This is a genomic window from Nonomuraea sp. NPDC005650, assembly GCF_040605375.1.
Lineage (GTDB): Bacteria > Actinomycetota > Actinomycetes > Streptosporangiales > Streptosporangiaceae > Nonomuraea.
Genome location: NZ_JBEXCR010000062.1, coordinates 22,866 through 47,375 on the forward strand (window position 1 = coordinate 22,866; position 24,510 = coordinate 47,375).

Annotated in this window: 21 protein-coding genes; 7 read left to right on the forward strand and 14 right to left on the reverse strand. The window is 72.1% G+C overall.

All coding sequences use genetic code 11. The annotated features are described in order from the left end of the window. Positions 1 to 17 precede the first annotated feature (17 nt). The 3 genes from bla to ABZS69_RS59450 all read right to left on the reverse strand — a co-directional run bounded on the left by bla (position 18) and on the right by ABZS69_RS59450 (position 2,586). Positions 18 to 926, reverse strand: coding sequence for a class A beta-lactamase (bla, locus tag ABZS69_RS59440; protein WP_355391392.1), 909 nt, complete (start codon positions 924 to 926; stop codon positions 18 to 20). Positions 927 to 1,006: 80 nt separating this feature from the next. Further along, entirely contained in the window at positions 1,007 to 2,218 is a 1,212-nt protein-coding gene (locus tag ABZS69_RS59445) for a DUF6596 domain-containing protein (RefSeq protein WP_355391395.1), read from the reverse strand. Then, positions 2,215 to 2,586, reverse strand: coding sequence for a YciI family protein (locus ABZS69_RS59450; RefSeq protein ID WP_355391399.1), 372 nt, complete (start codon positions 2,584 to 2,586; stop codon positions 2,215 to 2,217). Before ABZS69_RS59450 ends, ABZS69_RS59445 begins: the two co-directional genes overlap by 4 nt. 173 nt (positions 2,587 to 2,759) lie before the next feature. Here ABZS69_RS59450 and ABZS69_RS59455 point away from each other — a divergent pair, with 173 nt between their 5' ends. From ABZS69_RS59455 to ABZS69_RS59470, 4 genes are all read left to right on the forward strand, one after another. Then, the gene (locus ABZS69_RS59455; protein ID WP_355391402.1) at positions 2,760 to 4,280 is read left to right on the forward strand and encodes an MFS transporter; all 1,521 of its coding nucleotides are present in this window, start codon (positions 2,760 to 2,762) and stop codon (positions 4,278 to 4,280) included. A gap of 127 nt (positions 4,281 to 4,407) precedes the next feature. Continuing rightward, positions 4,408 to 5,133, forward strand: a complete 726-nt coding sequence (locus tag ABZS69_RS59460; protein WP_355391405.1) for an SDR family oxidoreductase — start codon at positions 4,408 to 4,410, stop codon at positions 5,131 to 5,133. A gap of 27 nt (positions 5,134 to 5,160) precedes the next feature. After that, positions 5,161 to 6,030, forward strand: a complete 870-nt coding sequence (locus tag ABZS69_RS59465; RefSeq protein ID WP_355391408.1) for an ABC transporter substrate-binding protein — start codon at positions 5,161 to 5,163, stop codon at positions 6,028 to 6,030. 59 nt (positions 6,031 to 6,089) lie between these two features. Beyond that, positions 6,090 to 6,662, forward strand: a complete 573-nt coding sequence (locus tag ABZS69_RS59470) for a dienelactone hydrolase family protein (protein ID WP_355391411.1) — start codon at positions 6,090 to 6,092, stop codon at positions 6,660 to 6,662. A gap of 37 nt (positions 6,663 to 6,699) precedes the next feature. On the opposite strand, the gene ABZS69_RS59475 is transcribed toward ABZS69_RS59470, so the two are convergent. Next, positions 6,700 to 7,560 carry a helix-turn-helix transcriptional regulator gene (locus ABZS69_RS59475; RefSeq protein ID WP_355391414.1) on the reverse strand — a complete coding sequence of 287 codons (861 nt, stop codon included), beginning with the start codon at positions 7,558 to 7,560 and terminating at the stop codon, positions 6,700 to 6,702. 169 nt (positions 7,561 to 7,729) lie between these two features. On the opposite strand from ABZS69_RS59475, the gene ABZS69_RS59480 reads away from it, so the two are divergent. Beyond that, positions 7,730 to 8,716: an aldo/keto reductase gene (locus tag ABZS69_RS59480; protein ID WP_355391417.1), complete on the forward strand. Its 987-nt coding sequence runs from the start codon at positions 7,730 to 7,732 to the stop codon at positions 8,714 to 8,716. A gap of 17 nt (positions 8,717 to 8,733) precedes the next feature. On the opposite strand, the gene ABZS69_RS59485 is transcribed toward ABZS69_RS59480, so the two are convergent. The 3 genes from ABZS69_RS59485 to ABZS69_RS59495 form a co-directional block, all read right to left on the reverse strand. Further along, positions 8,734 to 9,468, reverse strand: coding sequence for an aminoglycoside 3'-phosphotransferase (locus ABZS69_RS59485; protein WP_355391420.1), 735 nt, complete (start codon positions 9,466 to 9,468; stop codon positions 8,734 to 8,736). A gap of 81 nt (positions 9,469 to 9,549) precedes the next feature. Beyond that, on the reverse strand, positions 9,550 to 11,157 hold the full coding sequence (locus tag ABZS69_RS59490; RefSeq protein ID WP_355391423.1) for a phospholipase A2: 1,608 nt from the start codon (positions 11,155 to 11,157) through the stop codon (positions 9,550 to 9,552). Positions 11,158 to 11,427: 270 nt separating this feature from the next. Beyond that, a complete protein-coding gene (locus ABZS69_RS59495; RefSeq protein WP_355391426.1) occupies positions 11,428 to 12,027 on the reverse strand; it encodes a PadR family transcriptional regulator in 600 nt (199 codons plus the stop codon). A 61-nt stretch (positions 12,028 to 12,088) separates the two neighbouring features. On the opposite strand from ABZS69_RS59495, the gene ABZS69_RS59500 reads away from it, so the two are divergent. Together ABZS69_RS59500 and ABZS69_RS59505 are read left to right on the forward strand one after the other, a co-directional pair. Next, entirely contained in the window at positions 12,089 to 12,790 is a 702-nt protein-coding gene (locus tag ABZS69_RS59500) for an ABC transporter ATP-binding protein (RefSeq protein ID WP_355391429.1), read from the forward strand. Then, entirely contained in the window at positions 12,787 to 15,534 is a 2,748-nt protein-coding gene (locus ABZS69_RS59505) for an ABC transporter permease (protein WP_355391432.1), read from the forward strand. Before ABZS69_RS59500 ends, ABZS69_RS59505 begins: the two co-directional genes overlap by 4 nt. A gap of 46 nt (positions 15,535 to 15,580) precedes the next feature. Here the strand turns inward: ABZS69_RS59505 and ABZS69_RS59510 are convergent, their stop codons facing one another. From ABZS69_RS59510 to ABZS69_RS59540, 7 genes are all read right to left on the reverse strand, one after another. Beyond that, entirely contained in the window at positions 15,581 to 16,300 is a 720-nt protein-coding gene (locus tag ABZS69_RS59510) for a helix-turn-helix domain-containing protein (protein ID WP_355391435.1), read from the reverse strand. 34 nt (positions 16,301 to 16,334) lie between these two features. Then, a complete protein-coding gene (locus ABZS69_RS59515; protein ID WP_355391438.1) occupies positions 16,335 to 17,531 on the reverse strand; it encodes an FAD-dependent monooxygenase in 1,197 nt (398 codons plus the stop codon). A gap of 66 nt (positions 17,532 to 17,597) precedes the next feature. Then, positions 17,598 to 19,685 (reverse strand): glycosyltransferase family 39 protein, encoded by a 2,088-nt coding sequence (locus ABZS69_RS59520; protein WP_355391441.1) that lies wholly within the window; start codon positions 19,683 to 19,685, stop codon positions 17,598 to 17,600. Positions 19,686 to 19,710: 25 nt separating this feature from the next. Beyond that, positions 19,711 to 20,946: a bifunctional glycosyltransferase family 2/GtrA family protein gene (locus ABZS69_RS59525; RefSeq protein ID WP_355391443.1), complete on the reverse strand. Its 1,236-nt coding sequence runs from the start codon at positions 20,944 to 20,946 to the stop codon at positions 19,711 to 19,713. A 189-nt stretch (positions 20,947 to 21,135) separates the two neighbouring features. Continuing rightward, positions 21,136 to 21,807, reverse strand: a complete 672-nt coding sequence (locus ABZS69_RS59530; RefSeq protein ID WP_355391446.1) for a response regulator transcription factor — start codon at positions 21,805 to 21,807, stop codon at positions 21,136 to 21,138. After that, complete coding sequence (locus tag ABZS69_RS59535; protein WP_355391449.1) at positions 21,804 to 23,003, reverse strand: sensor histidine kinase; 1,200 nt, start codon at positions 23,001 to 23,003, stop codon at positions 21,804 to 21,806. Before ABZS69_RS59535 ends, ABZS69_RS59530 begins: the two co-directional genes overlap by 4 nt. A gap of 89 nt (positions 23,004 to 23,092) precedes the next feature. Continuing rightward, positions 23,093 to 24,493 carry a glycosyl hydrolase family 28 protein gene (locus ABZS69_RS59540; protein WP_355391512.1) on the reverse strand — a complete coding sequence of 467 codons (1,401 nt, stop codon included), beginning with the start codon at positions 24,491 to 24,493 and terminating at the stop codon, positions 23,093 to 23,095. Between the last annotated feature and the right edge of the window lie 17 nt (positions 24,494 to 24,510).

Here is a 24,510-nt window from a genome sequence, read left to right on the forward strand (position 1 = left end):
GCCTCAGAAGATGGCGGTCACAACCTGCCGAGGGCCTTGGCCAGCGCGGTAGCGGTGGAGGCGATCACCTTGTCGTCGTTCGGGGTGTTGTTGACGGTGCGGTTGGTGAACACCGACAGGATGATCGGCGCCTTCGATCCGGGTGTCCAGACGATCGCCAGGTCGTTGGCGGTGCCGTAGTTCTTCGCGCCGCCGGTGCCGGTCTTGTCGCCGACCGTCCAGTTCTTGGGGAGCCCCGCCCGGATCCGGTTCGCGCCGGTGAGGCTGGCCTTCAGCCAGCCGACCAGCCGCTCCCGGTCGAGGGCGTGCAGGGTCTTGCCGGTGGTGAGCCCGGTGAAGGTCCGGGCGGCCGCCGCGGGGGTGGTGGTGTCGCGCTCCTCGCCGGGCTTCCACTCCGTCAGGCCGGGCTCCGGCCGGTCCAGGCGGCTCGTCCGATCACCGGCGGCGCGGAAGAACGCGGTCAGCCCGCGCGGCCCGTCGATCTGCTTCAGCAGCGTGTTGCCCGCGAAGCCGTCGGACTTGGTGATCCCGGCGCGGCACAGCTGCGCGGGTGTCATGCCGGTGTCGGTGTATTCGGTGGTCTCGGGGGAGTTGCCGGTCAGCTCGGCCATGTCGGCGGGCTTCCAGCGAATCACCCTGTCCATCAGCCCGGGGTCGCCGGCGCGGGCCTTGTTCAGCACCGCCGCGCACGCGAACACCTTGAACATGGAGTTGAACGGGAAACGCTCGTCGGCCCGGTAGCCGACCGTCTTGCCGCTCCCCAGGTCGATGCCCACCGCGCCGATGCGCCCGTTGTAGGACTTCTCCAGCTCCCGCAGCGTCTTGGCCAGGTCAGAGGCGCCCGCCGCATGGGCGGGGCCGCTCAGAAGCGTGGAGGCGGTCAAGGTCGCGACCACCGCGAGTCGCAGTGGGAGAGGTCGGGTCATGCCGAAGAGAAGATCAGAAACCTCCGCGGACGTCCAATATTGATATGGGGCATCCCGTCATATCGATCCGGATATCGATGCTAGATCTTCAGCCGGCCGGCCCGGGATTCCAGGTAGCGCTGCTCGGCGATGCTGGCGGTGGACTTCGCGGCGCGCCGGTAGTGCTCGTACGCCCCGGCCGGGTCGCCGGTCTTCTCCAGCAGATGCGCCCGTACGGACAGCAACCGGTGATGCCCGGCCATCCGCTCGTCGCCGTCCAGGGTGGACAGCAGGGCCAGCCCGGCCGCCGGGCCCTCGATCTCGGCCAGCGCGATCGCCCGGTTGAGGGTGACCATCGGGTTGGGCGCGATCCGCTCCAGGATCAGGTAGAGGGCGTGCACCTGCCGCCAGTCGGTCTCCTCCGCCGTGCCCGCGTCGGCGTGCGTGGCGGCGATGGCGGCCTGCAGCTGGTACGGCCCCAGCGCCGGCCCGGCCAGCGACGCCTTGACCAGCTCGGTGCCCTCGTCGATCAGCCCGCGGTCCCACTTCGTACGGTCCTGCTCGTCCAGCGGCACCAGGTCGCCGGCCGCGGTCGTGCGGGCGTCCCGGCGGGCGTGCGACAGCAGCATCAGCGCGAGCAGCCCGGTCACCTCGCCGTCGTCGGGCAGCTGCCCGTGCACCATCCTGGCCAGCCGGATCGCCTCGCGCGCGAGGTCGGCGCGGTGCAGCTCGCTGCCCGAGGAGGCGGTGTAGCCCTCGTTGAAGATCAGGTAGAGCACGTGCAGGACGACCCGCAGCCGCTCCTCGCGGTCCGCGCCGTCCGGGAGGCCGAACGAGCTGCCGGCGGCCTTGATGCGCTGCTTGGCCCGGCTGATCCTGGCCGCCATCGTGGCCTCCGGCACCAGGAACGCGCGGGCGATCTCGGCCGTGGTCAGGCCGCCGACCGCGCGCAGCGTCAGGGCGGTCTGGGAGGCCGGGGTCAGCGTCGGATGGCAGCACAGGAACAGCAGGACGAGCGAGTCGTCGGTGTCCGGTACGTCCTCGGGCGCCACCTCGGTGGCCGTCGCCGCCTCCCGGCCGCGGCGCGCGTGGTCACTGCGCACCTGGTCGATGAGCCGCCGGGAGGCGACGGTCGTCAGCCAGCCGCGCGGGTTGTCCGGCACGCCCTCGGCCGGCCACTGCACGGTGGCGGCGAGGACGGCCTCCTGCACGGCGTCCTCGCACCCTTCGAACTGGCCGTGCCGGCGGACCATCGCGCCGAGGACCTGCGGCGTGAGCTCACGCAGCAGGCCCTCGATGGCTGGAGCTGTCATGCCTCCAATTGTCCGTCAGAGAACATCACCTGCCGCACCTCGACCCCCAGCCCCTCGATCGCGGTGTCCGGGATCTGCGCCGCCAGCTCGATCGCCCGCTCCTTGTTCTCGCAGTCGACCAGGTAGAAGCCGCCCAGATACTCCTTCGACTCCAGGAAAGGGCCGTCGGTCACCACCGGCTGGCCGTTGCGCACGGACACCACGGCGGCCTGTGACGGGTCGACCAGCGCCTGGGTGAGGATCAGCTCGCCGGACTTCTTCAGCGCCTCGATGAACCTGCCGTGGCCGTCGCCGATCGCCGCCTTCTCCTCGTCGGTCAGCGCGTCCAGCACCGCCGGGTTGATGTGCATGCTGATCAGGAACTTCATCTTGTCCTCCTCGTGGTTCGCGAGCCTAGCCGGGCCCTTTCACCGGTTTGGTCGGAGCCGTCGCCGCCGCCTTGACATCCCCGCCTGAACTTTTTTCTTCCGTACCGATGTCAAGAAGCTCCCGTCCGCTTCGACCACCCGGCGAAACATCGAGAGAACAGGGAGTTTCGGATATGCGAGTCAACCGGGCATGGCTGGGACTGGGCGTCCTCATGCTGCCGACACTGCTCGTCGCGATGGACATGACGGCGTTGCTCCTCGCGCTGCCACAGCTGAGCGCCGACCTGGGCGCCACCAACGTCGAGCAGCTGTGGATCAGTGACAGCTACGGGTTCATGGTGGCCGGCATGGTCATCACCATGGGCACGCTCGGCGACCGGATCGGCCGCCGGCGGCTGCTGATGATCGGCGCGGCGGCGTTCGCGGTGCTGTCGGTCGTGGCCGCCTTCGCGGCCGGCCCGCTGACGCTGATCGTGGCGCGGGCGCTGCTGGGGGTCGCCGGTGCGACCCTGGCGCCGTCCACCCTGGCCCTGATCACCAACATGTTCCCCGACGGACGGCAGCGCGGGCAGGCCATCGCGATCTGGGCGACCTGCCAGTTCACCGGCGGCGCGCTCGGGCCCGTGCTCGCCGGGTTCCTGCTCCAGCACTTCTGGTGGGGGTCGGTGTTCCTGGTCGCCGTGCCGGCCATGGCGTTGCTGCTGCTCACCGGGCCGGTCCTGCTGCCGGAGTTCCGCGGCGGCCAGGCCGGCCGGCTGGACCTGGCCGGCGTCGGGCTGTCGCTCGTGGCGGTGCTCCTGATCGTCTACGGCATCAAGCAGCTGACCGCCGAGAGCGTGCCGGTCGTGCCGGCGCTGGCCCTCGTCGCGGGCGTGGCCGTCGGGTGGCTGTTCGTCCGCCGGCAGCTGCGGCTGGAGTCCCCGCTGCTGGACCTGCGGCTGTTGCGCAAGCGCCCGTTCACGGCCGTGATCGTCGCGCTGGTCTTCGCCGGCATCGCCATGGCCGGGACGGGCCTGCTGGTGACCCAGTACCTGCAGAGCGTGCTGGGCTTCTCGCCGGTCGCGTCGGCGGTGCTGTTCGCGCCCATGGGCCTGGGCGTGGCGGTCGGCACCATGGCCGCGCCGGCGCTGGCCCGGCGGATCAAGCAGCCGGCCGCGATCGCCGGTGGGCTGGTGGTGTCGGCGCTGGGCAGCCTGCTGCTGGTCGGCGTCGGTGCCGGCGGTGCGGCCGCCCTGCCGCTGGTCATGATCGGTATCACCGTACTGGCGCTGGGCACCGGCCCGCTGTTCGCGCTGGGCACCGGGCTGGTCGTCGGGTCCGTCCCGCCGGAGCGCGCCGGCTCGGCGGCGTCGATGTCGGAGACCGGCAACTACTTCGGCGGCTCGCTCGGCTTCGCCCTGCTCGGCGTGGTGGCCGCGGTGGTCTACCGCGACCGGATGGACGGCACGTCCGACTCGCTGGCCGGCGCGGTCGCCGCGAGTGAGCACCTTCCCGCCGACCAGGGCGCGGAGTTGCTGCACGCCGCGCGGGAGGCGTTCACGGCCTGCGTGCACGTCACCGGCGTCGTCGCCGCGATCATCTTCGCCGGGCTGGCCGTACTGGTCCTGACCATGCGCCCGGCGACCACCCCGGCCGCACTGCCCGAGTACGAGGCCGGTGGTGGCCCCAAGCGCCAGGAAAGCGTGCCTTGGTAGCGTAGGAGTGAGGAGCCGCCATGAAGACCGGCCCATAACACCAGCTCAGCGGGGCGGTCGGTCCGACGGCCCGCGAAGACGAGCAGGAGGTGGGCTCGTGACTGGGGCGACAGGCAGGGTGGCATTGGTGACCGGGGCCAGCCGCGGGATCGGCGAGGCCACCGCGCGCCTGCTGGCCGCGCGCGGGATGCGCGTGGTGGTCAACTACCTCCGCAGCGGCACGGCGGCCGAGGAGGTGGTGGCCGGCATCGAGGCCGCGGGCGGCCGGGCCATGGCCGCGCAGGCCGACGTGCGCGAGGCGGCGGCCGTCGAGAGCATGATCAAGCGGGTCCGGGAGGTCTGGGGCGGCATCGACGTGCTCGTGCACAACGCGCTCACCCCGTACGCGATCAAGCCGTTCCGGGACATGACGTGGGCCGAGCTGGGCGGCAAGCTGGACGACGAGATGCGTGCGGCGTTCGCGGTCACCAAGGCCGTCCTGCCCGCCATGACAGAACGGCGCTGGGGCCGCATCATCTACCTGGGCACCGGCCTCAGCCGCCGGCCCCGGGAGGGCATGATCGCACTGGGCACCGCCAAGGCCGCGCTGGCCCAGTTCGCCCGCTACCTCGCCCAGGAGCTGGGCCCGCTGGGCATCACGGTCAACGTCGTCGAGCCCGGCCCGGTGGAGGAGACCCGCATGGCGGCCGTGCTCGACGAGGGGATCAGGCGGCGGCAGGTCGCCGCCACCCCCCTGGGCCGCCTGGCGCACCCGGGCGACGTGGCCCAGGCGGTCGCCTTCTACGCCGCCGAGGACAACGCCTTCATGACCGGCACCACGGCCGCGGTCAACGGCGGGATGGCCATGTACTGACGCCACACGACCAAGGAAACTGCGCTCATGTACATGATCGATCTCGCCTACGTCGGGCGGGGCCTGCACGAGGAACTGGTCGCCTACCTCGCCGACCAGCAGGGATACTACGCCGACGAGGGCGTCCACGTCGCGCTGCGCGACGGCTGCTCCTGGGACGACGAACGGCTGCGTCACTGCGCCACCATCGGGCTCGGCCGGTCACTGCTGTCCCGGCTGGCCGACGGCGTCCCCTGGGTCGCGCTCAACGTCAACACCCATCGCCCGCTGTTCTGGTTCCTGGCCCGCTCCGGCCTGGCCTCCCTGGCCGACCTGGCCGGCCGGCGGCTGGCGGTGCACGCCCCGCGCACCGCACCCGGCTGCTTCGCCCGGATCGTGCTGCGCCGGGCCGGCCTCGACCCGGACCGCGACCTGCACGCCATCGTCCGCCCGCCCGGCGACTACGGCATGGACCTGCGCCGGCTGCGCGCCGGCGAGATCGACGCCGCCCTGGTCGGCAGCACCATGGCGCCGGAGGCGGTCGCCGCCGAGCACGGCTGGCGGGTGCCGGCCTGGGTCGGCGACCACTTCCAGATCCCCACCGTGGGCGTGGCGGTCGACCCCACCTACCTCCACCCGGACGACCCCGCGGTCCAGGCCGTCGTACGCGCCCACCGGCGCGCCCTGCGGGTGATCCACGACGAACCCGACCTCACGGTGCGGCACCTGCGGACGTTCCTGGGAGGGCACACCGCGGACGAGGCCCGAGCCCACTACGAGACGTTCATCGCACCGTATTTCACCACCGACGGCCAGGCCGACCTCGCCGTCGGCGCCGGCGCGATCACCGCGGTCGCCGCCGAGCTCGGCGTCCCCGCCACCGTCACCGCCGCCGAGTTCTACCGCACCGCGCCCTAGGAGCGGCGTGCCACGCCGCCCTGGCCACCCTGACCGCGAGGGCTGGCTAAGCTGCGCGCATGGCGCGGATTCTCCTCTTGCACTCGATGTACGGCCTGCGGCCCGCCGTCCACCAGGCCGCCGACCGGTTCCGGACGGCGGGTCACGAGGTGCACGTCCCCGATCTGTACGACGGCCGGGTCGTCGACACCCCCGAGGAGGGGATCGCGATCAAGGAGGAGATCGGCCGCGACGAGCTGCTGAAGCGGGCCGTGGCCGCGGCCGCCCCGCTGTCCGCCGACGGCCTGGTGTACGCGGGCTTCTCGCTCGGCGCGGCGATCGCGCAGAACCTCGCCCTGAGCGACGAGCGGTCCCGGGGGCTGCTGCTGATGCACGGCACCTCCGACCTGGCCGACGGAGTCTCGGCCGACGACCTGCCGGTCCAGCTGCACGTGGCCGACCCCGACACCTACGAACCCGTCGACTGGCTGAACGCCTGGTACATCCTGATGCGCCGGGCGCGGGCCGACGTGGAGGTCTTCCGCTATCCGGGCGTCGGCCACCTGTTCACCGATCCTGACCTGCCCGACCACAACGCCCAGGCCGCCGAGCGGGCCTGGGCCGTCGCGCTGGACTTCGTCGCCGACCTGTGACCGGCCTGCCGTCCGTAGCCGAACCGGCCCCCGGTGGTCAGCCGCCGTTGACCGCGCGCAGGGCGCCGGGGAGGCGGCCCGTGAGGCGGTCGAGCGCCGCCGAGGTGGCCGCGTCACCCGGCAGATAGGTGAGGATCCGCTGCCCGTCGTCGAACAGGTCGAGCACTTCGCACGCCAGCCGCAGCTCGCCCGCCTCCGGATGCGCCAGCCGCAGCCGCCGGGCCACCACGGCCGGCGAGGGCGGCCCGGCCACGCGGTCGGCGAAGTCCTTGCCCCCGGCGAAGGTCAGCTCGGAGATGAGCCCCGGCGTGAACACGTCGTCGTGGGCCAGCTCCAGCTTGAGCGCCGCGACGTGCTCGTCCGCGATGCGCTCCCAATCGGGGAAGGCCGCCCTGGCCCGCGGGTCGGTGAAGGCGTACCTGATGACGTTGGGCGTCTCGCCGTCGAGCAGCCCGACGGGCCCGAACAGCCGTTCGTAGCCGCCGGTGCGGGCCAGCACGTCGCCCAGGCGGTTGAGCAGCACGGCGGGGGTGGGCTCCAGCCGGTCGAGCAGCGCGCGCACGGTGGGCCGCACGGTGCGGACGGGCTCCTGATTCGCCGCGGTGCACAGCGCGGCGCTGCCGTTGAGCGTCTTGGACAGGGTGCGCAGGTGGTTGCGCTCGTCGGCGTTCATGCGCAGCGCGTCGGCGAGGGTGCCGAGCACCTGCATGGACGGGTTGCGGTCGCGGCCCTGCTCCAGCCTGGTCAGGTATTCGACGCTCACCCCGGACAGGGTGGCCAGCTCGGCCCTGCGCAGCCCCGGCGTGCGCCGCCGCGCCCCGTCGGGCAGCCCGACGTCGGCGGGTTTGACGGCCTCGCGGCGGGCGCGCAGGAACGCCCCCAGCTCGTTGTCGCTCACAGCCCCCGAGTGTACGGGGACCGTCACCGCCTATCGTGGCCCTGCCAGGGCCAGCCTTCGCCCGGTCTCCCTCGGCCACGGCAGCGGCGGCAGGTTGGGACCCGTGGACAGGGCGCTGCGCGCGGCCGGAGCCACCACCCCCTTCTCACACCGAAAGGCGCCTTCTTACATGCGTTACCGTCTGCTGGGCCGTACCGGGCTCAGGGTCTCCGACCTCTTCCTCGGCGCGATGACCTTCCAGGAGCCGTCGGCGGAGGCCCGGCGCGTTCTCGACCTGTACGCCGACGCCGGCGGCAACGTCGTCGACACGGCCTCCATGTACGGCGAGAGCGAGAACGTCGTCGGAGAGCTGCTCCAGGGCCGCCGCGACCGGTTCGTCCTGGCCACCAAGTACACCCCCACCCGCGACCGCACCGACCCCAATGCCGGCGGCAACCACCGCAAGAACCTCGTGCTGTCGCTGGAGCAGAGCCTGCGTCGGCTGCGGACCGACTACATCGACCTCTACTGGGTGCACGTGTGGGACCGGCACACCCCGATCGAGGAGACGATGCGCGCGCTGGACGACGCGGTCCGCGCCGGGAAGATCCTCTACGCCGGCATCTCGGACGCCCCGGCCTGGCTGACCAGCCGGGCGAACACCCTGGCCGAGTGGCGCGGATGGACGCCGTTCGCCGGGTTGCAGGTGCCGTACAGCCTGCTGCGGCGCGACATCGAGCGGGAGCTGCTGCCGATGGCGCAGGCGTTCGGGATGAGCGTGGCGGCCTGGGGGGCGCTGGAGCGCGGCGTGCTGTCCGGCAGGTACAACGTCCCCGGCGCGAGGGCCTCGCGCGTGTCGCCCGACTCGCTGACCGAGCGGGACCGGGCGGCGGCGCAGGCGGCGGTCGAGGTGGCCGTCGAGCTGGGGGTCACGGCCTCGCAGGTGGCGCTGGCGTGGGTGCTGGCGCGCGGGGTGCATCCGATCCTCGGGGTGAGCAGCGCCGAGCAGCTCAAGGACAGCCTGGGCGCGTCGGGGCTGGCGCTGCCGGAGGAGGCGGTGCGGCGGCTGGAGTCGGCGGTGGAGTTCGAGCTGGGCTTCCCGCGCGACTTCGTCGAGGAGGTGGATCGCAGCCCGGACATCTACGGCGACGCCGTCCACCTGCTGGACGCCCGCTGAGACCTCGCCGGCCCGCGTCAGAGGAGCTCGTCCAGCAGCCGGTAGTAGTACAGCCGCTCTTCGTCGATGCGGTCGACGAGGCCGTAGGCGGAGACGAACTCCTCCCATGCCGCCGGGCCGTGGTCCTCGGACAGGTCTCTGTGGGCGATGGCGAGGTCGCGGTAGCGGTCGGCCACACCCAGCGCCGGCACGTCGATGACGACGGGCTCTCCCGAGGCGGGCAGCAGCACGTTGGAAGGCGTGTAGTCCCCGTGCGCGACGACGAGGTCCTCATCCCGTGGGCGGGCGGCCAGGAGCCGGTCGTAGATCGTCTCAGGGGTCAGCCCGAGATGGTCGGCGTCGAAGTCGTCCGGGTCGACGAGGCCGTCACGGACGTTGGCCGCGGCGCGGTCGAGCACCGACGGCAGCCGGCCGTCGAACGCGCAGCCGGCGACGGGCAGCTCGTGCAGCATGCGCAGGGTCCGGCCCAGCACGGCGCCCATGTCGGCCGGCGCCGCGGTCTCCAGGGACGGAGCCCCCACGTCGGCGAGGACGAGAACGGGGTCGTGGAAGGCGACCACCTCGGGAACGGGGACGCGTCCATGGAGCCAGCGCAGCCGCAGGTGCTCGGCCCTGGCGAGGGGGCCGTGCTTGACGTAGAAGACCTTCGACCCTGACCTGACCCTCAGGGCGGTGCCGCTGGCTCCTTCGTGATCGGACGACCAGGAGGCGTTCTGGTCGATCAGCCGGCGAAGTTGATCGGGGAGCTGCATGGATCACATTCTCATCCACAGGTGAGAACAGGATGGCCGGACGGCGGGGGATGCCCGCCGTCCGGCCCGCTCACGTCTCGCTCAGGGCATGCCGAAGGCCAGGACGGCCGCGTAATAGACCTTGGCCAGTTTCCTGCAGGTGCCGCGCACCAGGAAGAAGTAGCCGCCGCACACCTTGTCGTTCAAGGTGATGTAGAACCGGGTGTCCACGTCGAGCTTTCTGAAGTAGGTCCGGTCGAGGTAGTACTTGTACTTCTTCTTCTGGTTGGTCATCAGGCCGTACCCGTAGTCGTGGGAGTCGCAGGCCGGCCTGAAGTCGAACCCGGCGGGGCGGTCCGGGGACTTCGTGCAGTGGTCGTACTCGATGCCCCTGACCTTGAAGCCGCTGGCGGTCCGCTTCCAGTCCGGCTTGCGCCACTTGCCGCCGTGGAACGCCCAGGCCGAGCAGCCCGACTTCGTGTACCACATCCAGGTCTTGGCCGAGTCGCACTTCTTCGGGTAGGACTGCGGGGGATCCACGCCGTCCGGCAGGAAGTCGCTGGCCGGCGGCTCGGTGGCGTCGGGGTCGTCGAGCCCGGCCGCGCCCTCGGTCGCCCCGCCGTTGGCCGGCATGTCGGTGCCGGTGGCGGTCACCTGGGGAGCCGCGGCGCCCGCCGGGAAGGTGAGCTGCCACCCGCCGTTGCTGACGGACTCGATCGACGACAGACGTCCCACCGGGTCGTAGTCGTAGGTCGCCTGGGTGGCGCCCAGGCTGGGGTCGGTCACGGCGCGCAGCAGGCCGTTCGGGTCGTAGGCGTAGCCGGCCTCGGTCTGCGGCGCGTCGGTCCCGTAGGTGACCGCGACCTGCTTGAGGCGGCCCGCGTAGTCGCCGAAGGAGGTGCTGGTGGCCGTGGTGGTCGTGGCGTAGGTGAACGTGGTGACCGACTCGGGGGCTTCGGCCGTCGCCGGCTCCTTGACGGTGCTGACCCGGCCCTGGGCGTCGTACGTGATCGAGGACTTGCCGAAGGCGACGGTGCCGACGCTGGTGACCCGCCAGGGGTCGGCGCTCGGCGCCCCGGACTGCCGCGCCCAGGTGTAGGTGAGCTTGAGGTCACCGGCGCTGACGGGGGTGCCGTCGGCGTTGGTGAAGGTGTCGTCGCCCGCGTCCAGGGGGCCCAGATCCGTCACGAACGTCTCGGTCGTCGTGGTGCGCATCGCCCCGATGACCGCGTCCCACTTCGTGGTCTCGGTGACCTTGGACCCGTCGGAGGCCTCGTACGTCAGGATGCCGCCGCCGTCGGGGAAGGAGACGCTGCTCTTCAGGGGGTAGCTGGTCGACGTCCCTTCGTCGAGTTCTGTGACGACGATGGTGCCGTTCTGGCTCTCCAGCTTCCGGTTGATCTCACCGCCGACGAACGCGGCCTGCCAGCCCGGCCCGAACACGCCCAACTCGGGACGGGTGGCCGGGGCCGACTGCGGCCGGGCCAGATCGTCGCTGGCCAGGGCCACGCCATGGCGGCGGCTGATCGCGCCCGCGGACACGTCCAGCTCGGTGAGCTTGAAGGTCTTGGTGTCGGAGGAGTACTGCCCGGGGCCGATCTCCTGGACCGCGGCCGGCGGCGGGTCGGCGAGCGCGGCGGCGGAGACTTCCGGGGCGAGGAAGGGGAGGAGCGTCGCCGAGAGGGCGACGGGGATCGCTAATCGACGCAAGTTGTGCCTCCAGGTAAAGGGAGAAAGTGATTTGATCACCTGGAGGGTAAGGGCTGACAAACCGCTCGACAAGAGCTGGACAATTTCCTGGAATGGTGCTCCAATCGCCTACGAAGCTGTGCTTTCAGATACGCCAAATTCGTGCATTTATGCAGGTCGATGAGTGTGTGGCAAATTTATGGCAAATTTATGGCGATACTGTAGAGGCTTCTAGAACAATGGCCTCGGGCATTTATTGACGCGCGCGCCGATGCTGCCCGGAAATTGCCGTCATTGGCCGCCTCGGCTGAGGTGCCGGTCGCCGGTGGCCGGCTCGCCGTCCTCCGTCGCCGTGATCCCGGGCGCCTGCTCGGCGAGCGGGGTCAGGCGCTGTTCCGCGGCCTCGATCACCTGCAGGTCGGCCTTGATGTGGGCGATCGCGGCGTCGATCAGCAGCGCCACCAGTGGGTCGGCGTCGTTCTCGCGCCGGAGCCTGGTCAGCCCCGCCAGGTCGGACAGGAACGCCTGGCGCTGGGCCGCGGTGAAGGCGGTGAGGGTGCCGGTGCCGAGCCTGGTGGCGGCGAGCAGCTTGAGGAACAGTTCGTCGCGGAAGCCGCCGCCGCGTACGTGTGGCGCGGTCGCCCAGCCCGTCAGCTCGGCCGCCCCCTCCTCGGTCAGCCGGTAGAGCGTCTTGTCCGGCCGGTCGCTCTGCGTGACGTGGCTGCGGACCACATGACCGTCCCTGACCAGGCGGTCGAGTATCTGGTAGAGGTGCCCGATGTTGAGCCCGCCCCACTGGGGCCCGACGGCTGCCTCGAAGCGGGTCTTGAGCTCGTATCCGTGGCTGGCGCCCTCGGAGAGCAGGGCGAGAACGGCGTGACTCAACGGCATTGTCCGATCATTCCCTAGATTGTCGCAATGTAGCTCTCTACATTGTGGCAATGTAGGGGCCATGGGAGTAGCGATCACCCTTCAACAAGTCAGCCGCACCTATGGCTCGGCCAAAGCGCTCCACGAGGTGAGCCTGGAGTTCCCCGCAGGTGGGACGACCGCGCTGATGGGCCATTCCGGCGCGGGCAAGTCGACCCTGCTGCAGCTCATCGGCGGGATGGACCTGCCGGACTCCGGCGAGATCCGCGTCGACGGGCAGGCGCTGCCGCGTCGCGGGCTGGATGGGCACAGGCGGCGGATCGGGTTCGTGTTCCAGCGGTTCCACCTGCTGCCCGCCTTGAGCGCGGTGGACAACGTGCTGGCGCCGGTGCTGCCGTACCGGGTGTCTTTCGACAGGAAGGCGCGGGCACGGGAGTTGCTGGCGGCGGTCGGGCTGGCGGACCGGGAGCGCGTGCTGCCGTCGGAGCTGTCCGGCGGCCAGCAGCAGCGGGTGGCCATCGCCCGCGCGCTGATCGGCCGCCCGCCGCTGCTGCTGGCCGACGAGCCCACCGGCGCGCTCGACAGCGGGACCGGCCGGGAAATCGTCGATCTGCTGCTCCGGCTGCGCGACCAGTACGGCATGACCATGATCATCGCTACCCACAACCCCGAGCTGGCCGCCACCTGCGACCGCCTGATCCGGCTGGCCGACGGCCGGGTCGTGGGCGACGACGCCATCCTCCCGGCCGCCGACGTGCTGGACCGCATCGGCAGGCTCGGATGATCCGGCTCGCCGCAGCCCAGCTCAGGCATCGGGCCGGCCGCGCCCTGGTGCTGCTGCTCGGCATCCTCGTGGCCGCGACCGCCTTCAGCGTGCTGACCGGCACCGCCCGGACGCAGCAGCTGGAGATCGTGGGCAAGGTCAAGGACAACTACCGCGCCCAGTACGACATCCTCGTCCGCCCCAAGGGCTCCGCCACGGCGATCGAGCGCTCGACCGGCCTGGTCAGGGCCAACTACCTGTCCGGCATCCACGGGGGCATCACCCTCGACCAGTACGCCTCGATCAGGAAGCTCGACGGCATCGCGGTCGCCGCCCCGATCGGCATGATCGGCTACATCACCGGGCGCGGGACCGTACAGGTGCCGGTCACCGACGCGCTGAGCGGGGGCGAGCGGACGATGCTGCGGGTGGACCGCACCCGCGTGGCCGACGGCGGGCTCACCCGGATCCCCGCCGCGCCGCACTACCAGTACGTCACCGACCGCCCGCTGTCGTTCACCTTCGCCGAAGGCGACCGGCTCGACCAGACCACGGAGAGCGTGGGCGGGAACCGGGACGTCACCCTCGGCACCTCGCTGGGCTGGCCGCGGCCGGACGATTCCGGCGGCCCCACCGCCGACGTGTGGTCCACCCGCAGCGGCAAGGGCGAGGGCGTGCCGCTGCCATGGGGCAAGGGCGGGCCCAAGAAGGGGCAGGCCATGGTCGAGCTCTCCCAGGACTTCCCGCTCCTGCTCGCCGCGGTCGACCCCAAGGCGGAGGCCGAGCTCGCCGGGCTGGACAAGGCAGTCGTACAGGGCAGCTACCTGGGCACGGACGAGAAGCTCACCAAATGGGACGTGCCCCTGCTGGCCACCACCCGGCCGATGCTCGACCAGCGCGAGGAGATCGCCGTCAGCAGGTTGCCGGCCCAGGCGGCGAAGATGGTCGCCGGCGGTGAGCCCGCCGGGAAGCTCCGCGCCTACCTGGAGTCCCACAAGGGCGCCCCGGCCAAGAAGGTGAGCCTGGAGCCTCAGGCGTTCTTCGAAGACCTCCTCGACACTTGGGCGAACCAGGGCAAGCAGCTCGCCCAAGGCGTCTTCTCGCCGCTCACCCGCTACTGGACGGTCGGGCCCGTGGACTACCGCCGCGACGCCGCCGGCACCCTGACGCCCGAGCAGGTGACCAACGACAAGAAGATCTGGCGCGATCCGGCCTGGGTGGGCGGCCCGCCCGTCGGCTCGGCCGACGTCCAGTTCCGCAAGCTGAGCCTGCACCCGCTCGCCACCGGCATGAAGGGCGAGGACGGGCTCGGCGGGCCGCTGCTCATGAAGCTGATGGGCCGCTTCGACGCCGCCCGGCTGCCGGGCTTCTCCGAGCTGTCCCAGGTGCCGATGGAGACGTACAACCCGCCGTCCGTCGCCGCCGCGGACGACCGGAGCCGCATCCTGCTCGACGGCGGGAAACTGCTGCCCACCGACAACGTGGGCGGCTACCTGCAGGCCCCGCCGCTCCTGCTCACCGACCTCGGCGGAATGGCCAAGATCGCCGGACGGGACCGGAACGGCACGCTGGCCAAGGCGCCGCTGAGCGTGATCAGGATCCGCGTGGCCGGCGTCACCGGCCCCGACCCGGTCAGCCGCGAACTCATCTCCCAGGTGGCCCGCGACATCGTGGCCGCCACCGGCCTGGACGTGGACATCACCATGGGCGCCTCGCCCTCGCCGGTCACCGTGGCGCTGCCCGCCGGCGAGTACGGCCGGCCGTCGCTCGCCCTCCGGGAGAACTGGGTCGGCAAAGGGGTCGCCTACCGCATCCTCGACGAGGCCGACCGCAAGTCGGTCGTGCTGTTCGTGCTCATCCTGGCCGTGTGCGGGTGCTTCGTGCTGAACGCCGCCGCCGCGGTGGTGCGCTCCAGGCGTTCCGAACTGGGCGTGCTGTCCTGCCTGGGCTGGTCGAGGGGCAGGCTGTTCGGCGTGGTGCTGTGGGAGGTCGGCACGGTCGGGCTGCTGGCCGGGCTGCTGTCGGCCGGGCTCGCCATCCCGCTGTCGTCGTGGGCAGGGCTGGACGTCTCGCTGCCCCGCGCGCTGCTGGCGGTGCCCGCGGCCCTGCTGCTGGCGCTGGCCGCCGGGGCGTTCCCCGCCTGGCGGGCCTCCACCGTGCCGTCGATCGCGGCGGTGCGGGCCGACGTACGCGTCACGCGCCGGGCCCGCTCGCCGCGCGGCGTGACCGGGCTGGCGCTGGCCGGCCTGGCCCGGGCGCCGGGCCGCACCCTGCTCGGCGCCACCACGCTCATGGTGTCGGTGTTCGCGCTCAGCGTGCTCCTCGCGGTCACGTACGCCTTCCAGGGCCGGGTCGTCGGTTCCCTGCTCGGCGACGCGATCGTGCTGCAGGCCAGGCCGGCGGACTACGCGGCGGTCGCCGTCATGTTCGCGCTCGGCGCGCTGGCGGTGGCGGACGTGCTCTATCTCGGCGTACGGGAACGCGACGCGGAGCTGGCCACCCTGCGCGCCACCGGCTGGCCGGACCGCACCGTGGCCCGGCTCGTGATGTCGGAGGGCGTCGTCATCGGCCTGCTCGGTGCGCTGGCCGGGGCGGCCCTCGGGGTCGCGGCAGCCGTGGGACTGGCCGGGGAACTGTCGGGAGTGCCGATGCTCGGCGCGCTGGCATCCGCCGGGACCGCCGTGCTGCTTGCAGTGCTCGCCTCGGCGGTGCCCGCCCTGGTGGCCCGCCGCCTGCCGCTGACGTCGGCGCTCACCGGCGAGTGACCTTCCCGATCTTCGTGCCCGGGCGTCGCCCGCCCGCTGACCGAGGTCATTGCTGGAGGGTCTGGCTGCGTCCGATGAGGTCCAGCATCGCCTGCTGGATCTGGCGCAGGACGGCGAGGGTCTCCTCGGCGGCCGCGGCGATGGCCGCCTCGCCGGGGGGGACGGGAGGGTCGAGCAGCAGGGCCACGGTGTCGGCGAGGACCTGGTCGGGGTCGTCGACGCCGAGCGAGGCGGTGGCCGGGTCGGACAGGGCGGCGCCGAACCCGGTGAGCACGGCGTGCACGGCGTAGGTCAGGTCGCGCAGGGGACGGTCCTGGCGGATCAGCCCGTGGCGGTGATGGATCGGCATGCCCGTCTGGCACAGGGCGCCGGGCGTGGTGCGGGCGAACAACTCGCGGTCGCCGGCCTGCTGGGTGAGCAGCCGCAGCAGGTCGGCGTCGCCGCTCTGCGCGCGGCGGGCGAGGGGGAGCCGCTGCCCCGTGCGGATCAGCAGCGGGGCCAGGCGGCGCGGCAGCACGGTGGCGGGGTCGGCGGCGATGCGGGCGGTGATCTCGTCCAGGAAGGTCAGCACCTCGCGGGCGAACAGGCCCAGGATGAGGTCCTCCTTGGCGGGCCAGTACAGGTAGACGGTGCCCTTGCCGACCCCCGCCGCGCGGGCGATCTCGCTGACGGTGACCTTGCGCACGCCGTGATCGAGCACCAGCTCCCGTGCGCTGTCCAGGATGCGGGCGGCCTTGCGGGAGTGGCGTTCGATCAGCTGGCTCACCTGGGCTGTCCTCTTCTTTCGTGCTGCGGTCAGGTCACACGGCGGCGACGTCGAGAGTCTTGTTCTTCATGTCCGCGCCGTTCATTATCTTGCCCATCGCCTGCCCGATGAGCGGCGCGCGCATGAGGCGCAGCATCGCGGTACGCGTGATCATTTCCTTGCGGTCGTGGGGCGTGAAGATCCTCCGCATGATCAGCGCGCTGTTCTGCTCGGTCTCGATGAAGGGCCGCATCCGGGCCTCCCAGGCGCGCAGCGCGCCGGGCAGGTCGGCGGGGTGGCGCTGCAGCATGGTGCCGAGCAGCTCGCCTCCGGCGATGCCGCTGGAGGCGCCCATGCCCGCGTACAGGGTCACGCACCAGGCGGCGTCGCCGACCAGGACCACCCGGCCCTGGTGCCAGCGCGGCATCTTGACCTGGTTCACCGAGTCGAACAGGAACTCCGGGGCCTGCTCGAACGCCGTGAGCAGCTTCTCCAGGAGCGGCCCGGCGGGCTGCGGGCCGAACGCGGCGCGGATGGACTCGACCGGCGGTCGGGCGAACTCGGCGTCGACGTCGCCGGTGCGGTAGGAGAACAGCAGGCCCGGCGCGTGGTCGGCGAAGGGGAAGATCCAGGCCGAGCGTCCCGGCTCGGCCAGGGTCAGGCCCTGGTCCTGCCGGATGCCGTCGAGCGGCTTGTCCAGGACCGTGGCGCCGATCATGTAGTTCAGCGGACGCAGGTGATCCTCGGGGCCGAAGGCCAGCCCGCGTACGGTCGAGCGCATCCCGTCGGCGCCCACCACCAGGTCGAAGCGCTCGGTGACCGTGTCGTTCAGCGTCACCTCCACTCCCGAATCGTCCTGGCGGAGGTGGGTGGGCACGGTGGAATAGCGGATCTCCACATCGGCCGGCAGCGCGGAGAACAGCGCCCGCTCGACGTCGCCGCGCAGCACCACCCGCGGCTTGCCGGGCAGGCCGGCCAGGCTCATGCCGACGGTGTGGCGTCCGGCCCGGTTCACCTCGTACGGGGCGGGCCGCGGGGTACGGTCGCCGATCGCCTCCAGCACGCCCAGCCGCCGCGCGGAGGCGAGACCGGTGCCGAACAGCAGGATGAAGTACCCGCCCGAGCGGCGTGCCGGGGCCCGCTCCACCACAACCGGCTCCCAGCCGACCTGACGCAGCCGCAGCGCGGTGGCGATGCCCGCGATCCCGAGCCCCACCACCAGCGCACGGCCGCGCCCGCCTGCGTCCTTCATGACGGCTCCCTCTCTGTCGTGTCACCACGACCCTACCCGACGAACTGACCAAATTGGTACTGTTGGTCAGTTTGCGGCGCAGTCGTAGAGGGTCGTGGTGCCTCCAGGGATGCCGCCGGACGTGGAACCACCCCCGTACGCGGCGGCGGGGACCTCGGCGCAGTTGTCCTTGATCCACTGTGTGCGCTGCGAGCCCGTCCCGCCCATCATGGCGGCGAAGCCGCCCCCGCCGGATCCCAGCACGAAGCGCAGTTGCCCGGAGCTCGTCCAGTCCTCCAACTGCCGGACGGTCGGGGCGTCGTCGATGCCGGTGAAGCCGCCCATGCCGATGACGGTGGCGTCGCTGTTCAGCACGAAGCCGGAAGCGAGCATCGCGCCACCCTCGACGGCGAGCTTGATCCGGGCGGAGCCGGAGTTCTTGACGACGTAGTCGAGGATCTTGCGCTGGTCGGGGGTGAGCTCGGCCCCGCCGCCGGGGAAGCCGCCGGGGAGCCCGGACGGCATGCCGCCGTTCCCGCCCGGGAATCCTTCGGGGAGTTCCATCCCCGCCGGGAGCTCCATGCCCGCCGGGGGTTCGAACCCGCCCCCGCCCCCGCCCCCGCGGCCGAAGGGCATGGTCGCCGGCCCCGCGGTGGGGTTGGTGCCACCCATCGCCGACGTGGTGCCCGGGACGCTGACCGCCCAGGCCGCGGGCGCCGCCAGCACCGCCACGACCGCGACGCCGAGGGCGGCGGGCAGCAGCCGTCGCCGGCCGGCCGACAGCAGGAGCAGGACGATCGCCGCCACCCCGGCCGCGGCCACGGGCCATACCAGCCAGCCGTTCCAGGACGGGACCCGTTCGATCAGCACATAGGCCCAGGCCGCGCTCACCGCGACGGCCCCGGCTCCCAGCGGGAGCGCCCAGCGAGCCCCCGCCCGGTGGGCGCGCGCCAGCGTCGTGGCGAAGCCCGCGACGATGGCGGCGATCGCCGGGGCCAGCTGCGTCGTGTAGTACGGGTGGAAGATCCCCTGCTGGGTGGCGAACACCAGGCCGCAGACCACCAGCCAGGTCCCCCACAGCACCCATCCGGACGCGGCGAGCGGCTCACCGGTCGTCGCGACCCCGCGCTGGCGCAGCACGGCGACGGCCACGGCCAGCGCCAGGGCCACCCCGCACAGCGGCAGCAGCCAGCTGATCTGCCCGCCGACCTGGTCGTTGAAGAGCCGTCCAGGACCGGCCGCCCCACCGAACGAGATGCCGAAGCCGCCCGCCGGCCCGCCGCCGCTCCCGCCCGCCGGCACGCCGCCGAAGCCGCCCGCCGGCCCGCCGCCGCCCCCGCCGAGGATCCGGCCGAGGCCGTTGTAGCCGATGACCAGGTCCCAGGCGCCGCCGTCGGTGCTGCCGCCGACGTACGGGCGGCTGCCCGGCCAGAGCGCGACCATCGCCACCCACCACAGGGAGGACGCCACGAGAACGCCGCCGCCGGCCAGCAGTCTGCCGAGCCGGCCGAGCCAGGGGCCGCGCGCGCCGACCAGCCAGGCCGCCGCGAAGGCGGGGATCACCATCCACGCGGCCAGCATCTTGGCCATGAAGCCGAGGCCGATCAGGAGCCCGGCGGCGCACAACCACCGCAGGCCGGCCCGGCCGGAGTCGGTCCGCAGGGCCCGGGTCAGCGCGTACGCCGCCGCCACCAGCGTCAGCACCAGCAGGGTGTCGGGGTTGTTGTCGCGGTTGATCGCCACCGTGATCGGGGTCAGGGTCAGGACCAGCGCGGCCAGCAGCCCGGCCGCCTCGCCGGCCCACAGGCGTACGGTGCGGTGCAGCAGGAACACCGTAGCGACTCCCTCCAGCACCTGGGGCAGGATCATCGCCCAGCCGTGCAGGCCGAAGATCTTGGTGCTGAGTACCTGCGGCCACAGCGCCGCAGGCGGTTTGTCGACGGTGATCACGCCGGCCGGGTCGTAGGCGCCGAACAGGAAGTTCGTCCAGCTCTGGCCCATCGACTTCACGGCGGCGGAGTAGTAGCTGTTGCCCCAGCCGAGGGAGCCCAGGGCCCAGCCGTACAGGCCGGCGGCCAGGAGCAGGATCACCGCGAGCGCGGCCGGGGCCGCCCAGGCCGGGAGCGGGCGGTCCGCGGCGCGCGGCGGCGACGGGAGTTCGGTGGTGTGGGTCATCTGTGCTTCGCTTCTCCGAAGTCGGTCAGGGCGTGGTACGGCGGAACACGGCCAGCCGCAGCGTCACGAAGCGGACGGCGGTGACCAGCACGGACGAGGCGGTGAGCACGAGCGTCTCGGCCGCGGCCGACGCGTCGGGCTGGACCTGGCGGAACAGCAGCACGGCGGCGGAGGTGACGACGTACCCGAGCACGAACAGGGCGCCGGCCCCCAGGTGCGCCCGCCCGGCCCCCGTGCCGGACCAACGGAAGGTGAGGCGGCGGTTGGCCTCGGTGTTGAGCACGGTGAGGACGACCAGCGACACCAGGTTCGCGAGCGCGGGCGGCCACCACGCGCGCAGCAGCCAGTAAAGCAGGGCCTGGCCGGCTGTCGAGAGCACGCCGATGGCCACGAAGCAGCCGACCTCCCAGGTGATCCGGGAGCCCGCCCTGCGGGGGGCCAGCACGGCGTCGGGGTGCTCGGCGGCGGGGGCGGGGCGCCTGGGCAGCGGGGCCCGCGCGACGCCCGACGCCTTCATGCGGGCCACCCGCCACAGTCCGCGCAGATCGTCGGCGGCGGTGCTGACGACGTCGACCCGGGTGTCGACGTCCTCGACCCAGTCGACCGGGACCTCGTGGATGCGCAGCCCGTTGTGCTCGGCGAGCAGCAGCAGCTCGGTGTCGAAGAACCAGGCGTCGTCCTGGGTTCTTTCGAGAAGGGGGCCGAGCACGTCCGTACGGGCGGCCTTGAAACCGCACTGCGCGTCGGTGAAGCGGGCTCCGTGCGTGAGCCGGATGATCGCGTTGTAGCAGCGGGAGATCAGCTCGCGGCGCGGACCGCGTACCGTGCGCGCGCCGGGGGCCAGCCGGCTGCCGATGGCGAGATCGGAGTGGCCGCTGGCGAGCGGGGCGATCAGCGGCAGCAGCCCGTCCAGGCGCGTGGACAGGTCGACGTCCATGTAGACGACGATGTCGGCCTCGCTCGCGCCCCACACCGTCCGCAGCGCGAGCCCGCGTCCCTTCCTGCCGAGGTGGACCACGTTCGTCCCGGGCAGCTCGGCGGCCAGCTCCCGGGCCACCTCCAGCGTCCGGTCGACGCTCGCGTTGTCCGCCACGGTGATCCGCCAGGGGAACGGCATCCGCTCGCGGAGGTGCGCGTGCAGGGTGCGCAGGCATCCCGGGAGCGCGCGCTCCTCGTTGTAGACGGGGATGACGATCTCGACCGTGGGATTCGGCAACTGCTCGGGCTGAAAATCGCGGAGGGCGCCTGGGGCGCGGCTCATGTTGATCATTGACTTCCTCATGTAGGGGATGCCGGACCGGCGGTCCTCGACGGTCCGCGGCGCCGGAACGTCACCCTTCAAGCCTCGTGGCGTCGCTCCGGACGGACGTCCGCCCGCAGGAGGGTTCTGAGCTGCGGCGAGCGCAGTAGACGCGGGACGCGGGCTACTGCGCTCGCGGTTCCCGGCCGATCAGCGGGTCTGGGGGCGGACCAGGCCGGTCTCGTACGCGATGATCACCAGCTGGGCGCGGTCGTGCGCCTTCAGCTTGGCCATGGCCCGGTTGAGGTGCGTCTTGGCGGTCACCCGGCTGATGCCCAGCAGGTCGGCGATCTCGTCGTTGGTGCGCCCGCAGGCCACCAGGATCATCACCTCGCGCTCGCGCTCGGTGAGCACGGCCAGGTCTTCGGGCACGTGCTGGGCCGATACGCCGGGGCCGGCCAGGAAGCGGGTGATCAGGCGTCTGGTCGCCGACGGCGACAGCAGCGCCTCGCCCTTGGCGACCACCCTGATGGCCTCCTGCAGCTCGCCGGCCTCCACGCCCTTGCCGAGGAAGCCGCTGGCGCCCGCCTGCAGCGCGGCGAAGACGTACTCGTCGATCTCGAACGTGGTCAGGACCAGCACCCGGACCCCGGCCATGGCGGCGTCGCCGGTGATCGCCCGCGTCGCGGCCAGGCCGTCCATCCCAGGCATGCGCACGTCCATCAGCACCACGTCGGCCATGGTCTCGCGCGCCAGCCGTACGGCGTCATAACCGTCGGCGGCCTCGCCGACCACCCGCAGGTCGGGGGCCGAGTCGATCAGCACCCGGAACCCGGCGCGGACCAGCGCCTGGTCGTCGGCCAGCAGCACCTTGACGGTCATCGCCCGCTCTCCCTGGAGGTGGGGAGCACGGCGTGCACCCGGAACCCGCCGCCGTCCACGGGGCCGGCGAGGAAGGTGCCCCCGACCGACAGGGCCCGCTCCCGCATGCCGATCAGCCCGTGACCGGTCCCGGAGGAGATCCCGCCCGCGCCACCCAGGCCGTCGTCGGTCACGTCCACGATCATCCCGTCGGCGGCGTACTCGATCCGCACGGTGGCGGTCGCCCGCGGCGCGTGCTTGCTCACGTTGGTCAGCGCCTCCTGGACGATCCGGAACGCGGCCAGGTCCACGGGCGCGGGCAGCGGCCGCGGCTCGCCGCAGACGAGCCGGCCCACCTTCAGCCCGGCGGCGGTGAAGGAGTCGACCAGGTCGGGCAGCCGGTCCAGCCCCGGCGCGGGCTCGGTGAGGAGCTCGTCGCGGCTGCCGGGACGGCGCAGCAGCCCCACCGTCGTCCGCAACTCGTCCAGCGCCTCCCTGCCGGCCTCGCGGACGTGGCCCAGCGCCGTGCGGGCCTGCTCGGGCTCGGTCACCAGCGTGTACGAGGCCACCTGCGCCTGCACGTTGATCAGCGCGATGTGGTGGGCGAGAACGTCGTGCAACTCCCGGGCGATGCGCAGCCGTTCCTCCATCACCCGGCGTTCGGCCTCCTCCTCGCGCGTCGCCTCGGCCCGGCGCGCCCGCTCCTCGACGGCGGCCACATAGGCCCGGCGGCTGCGCAGCGAGTCCCCGACCGCGGTGGCCATGCCGATGGACGCGATCGGCGCCAGCACCTCGGGCGCCAGCCACCCACTCCCGTCGAACACGATCCTGGCCACGGCGACCACGAGCGCGGCGAGCCCGCCGTACGCCCACGCGTGCCGGCGCGGGCATCGCGAGGCCACCGTGTAGACCGCGATCGCCGGCCACAGGTCCAACAGGCTCCGCCCGGTGCCGATCGCGGTGTAGGCGACGAACCCGGCGACCGTGACGGCGAGCACGGAGCGGGGCCACCGCCGCCGGAAGGCCAGAGCGCCGCAGACGACCGCGGCCAGCGCGAGGTCTTGCGCGGTGAGGGGCTGCGCCGGGCCGTGCCACTCCGCCCCCGGCGTCGGCGGGGGCGGGCCCGGCGCCAGCAGCGTCATCGCATACACGCACACGGCCAGGATCGTGTCGGCCGCATAGGGCCGGGAAAGGAGTTCCCGTCTCAGCCAGGTCACCGTACGCACCTTTAAACACTAGGGCTGAGCTGGGCGGATTCCCTCATCCCTTGGTACCCGTCCACGCTACTGCGACCGCAGTAGATTCCTCACTGCTCCACTCCGTTCACGAACACCTTCCGCAGCACCAGATCGTCCGTGAACGCGACCTTGTCCGGGCCGGTGACGTTCGTGAACACGCACCGCTCAAGCCGCACACCGGCCAGGTGGTCGGTCTCCAGGCCGACGAGGTTCAGCACGGCGTCGGCGCCGTCCAGCTTGGTGTGCTCCATCCGGAGGTCGCGTACCGACACCGGCTCGGTGCCCTGCTCGTTGCTCGCGTAGGCCATGTTGACGAACATCACCTCGCGGTCCACGTTCTGACCGGTGAAGCCGCGTACGTAGACGCCCCTGACGAAACCGCCGCGCTTCTTGCTGGCCTTGATGTAGACGGGGTACTTCACCGGGTAGTTGCCGGGGAAGTCCGGCGAGTTGATCACACATCGTTCGGCGAAGACGTTGCGGACGCCGCCCGACATCTCGCTGCCGACCGTGATGCCGCCCCAGCGGCCCGAGAACAGGCAGTCCTGGACGACGATGTTCTCGCTGGGCACGCCCACCCGCCTGCCGTCGGCGTCGCGTCCCGACTTGACCGCCACGCAGTCGTCGTTGGTGTTGAACCGGCAGCCGTGGATGTGCACGTACGACGACGACTCGGGGTCGCAGCCGTCGGTGTTGTAGAGGGTGCTGACCACGGTGATGCCGCGGACGGTGACGTTCGTGGACAGGACCGGGTTCACGGTCCACATGGGCGGTTCGAGGATCGTGACGTCACTGACCAAGATGTCGCGACATTTCACGAACTGGACCATGGCCGGGCGCAGATAGTGCCCCGCCCCGAACACCCGCTGCTCGACCGGCACGCCTTCGTCGCCCATCCTGCGCAGCTCCCGCTGGTCGGCGCCTTGGGGGCCGCTGTTGGCGTACCAGCTCTCCCACGGGCCCTGCCGGGCCTGGCCGTCGAGCGTGCCCTTGCCCGTGACCGCGATGTTGCGCTGGCCGTGGGCGTAGATGAAGGGGCTGTAGTTGTAGCATTCCGTGCCCTCCCACCGGGTGAAGACGACCGGCAGGTACGCGTTCGGGTCGGTGCTGAAGGCGATCACGCCGCCTTCGGACACGTGCAGCTCGACGTCGCTGAGCAGGTGGATGGCGCCCGTGAGGAAGCGTCCCGGCGGGACGACGACCCGGCCGCCGCCCCTGCGATGGCACTCGGCGATCGCGGCCCTGAACGCGGCCGTGCAGTCGGTCGTGCCATCACCCACGGCGCCGAACGCGGTGACATCCCACCTTCGGTTCCTGAACCGAGGGGGCCGGATCTTGCGCAGGATGCGCGGCACCTCGTGCCAGGGGTCAGCCGATTGGGCCTCGGCGTGCGCGGACATGGTTCCGGGGACGAGCGTGGCCGCGGTGAGAGCTCCGCCGGCCTTGAGGAGAGATCGTCGGGAGGGCATGGTCACCACCGGGGGGT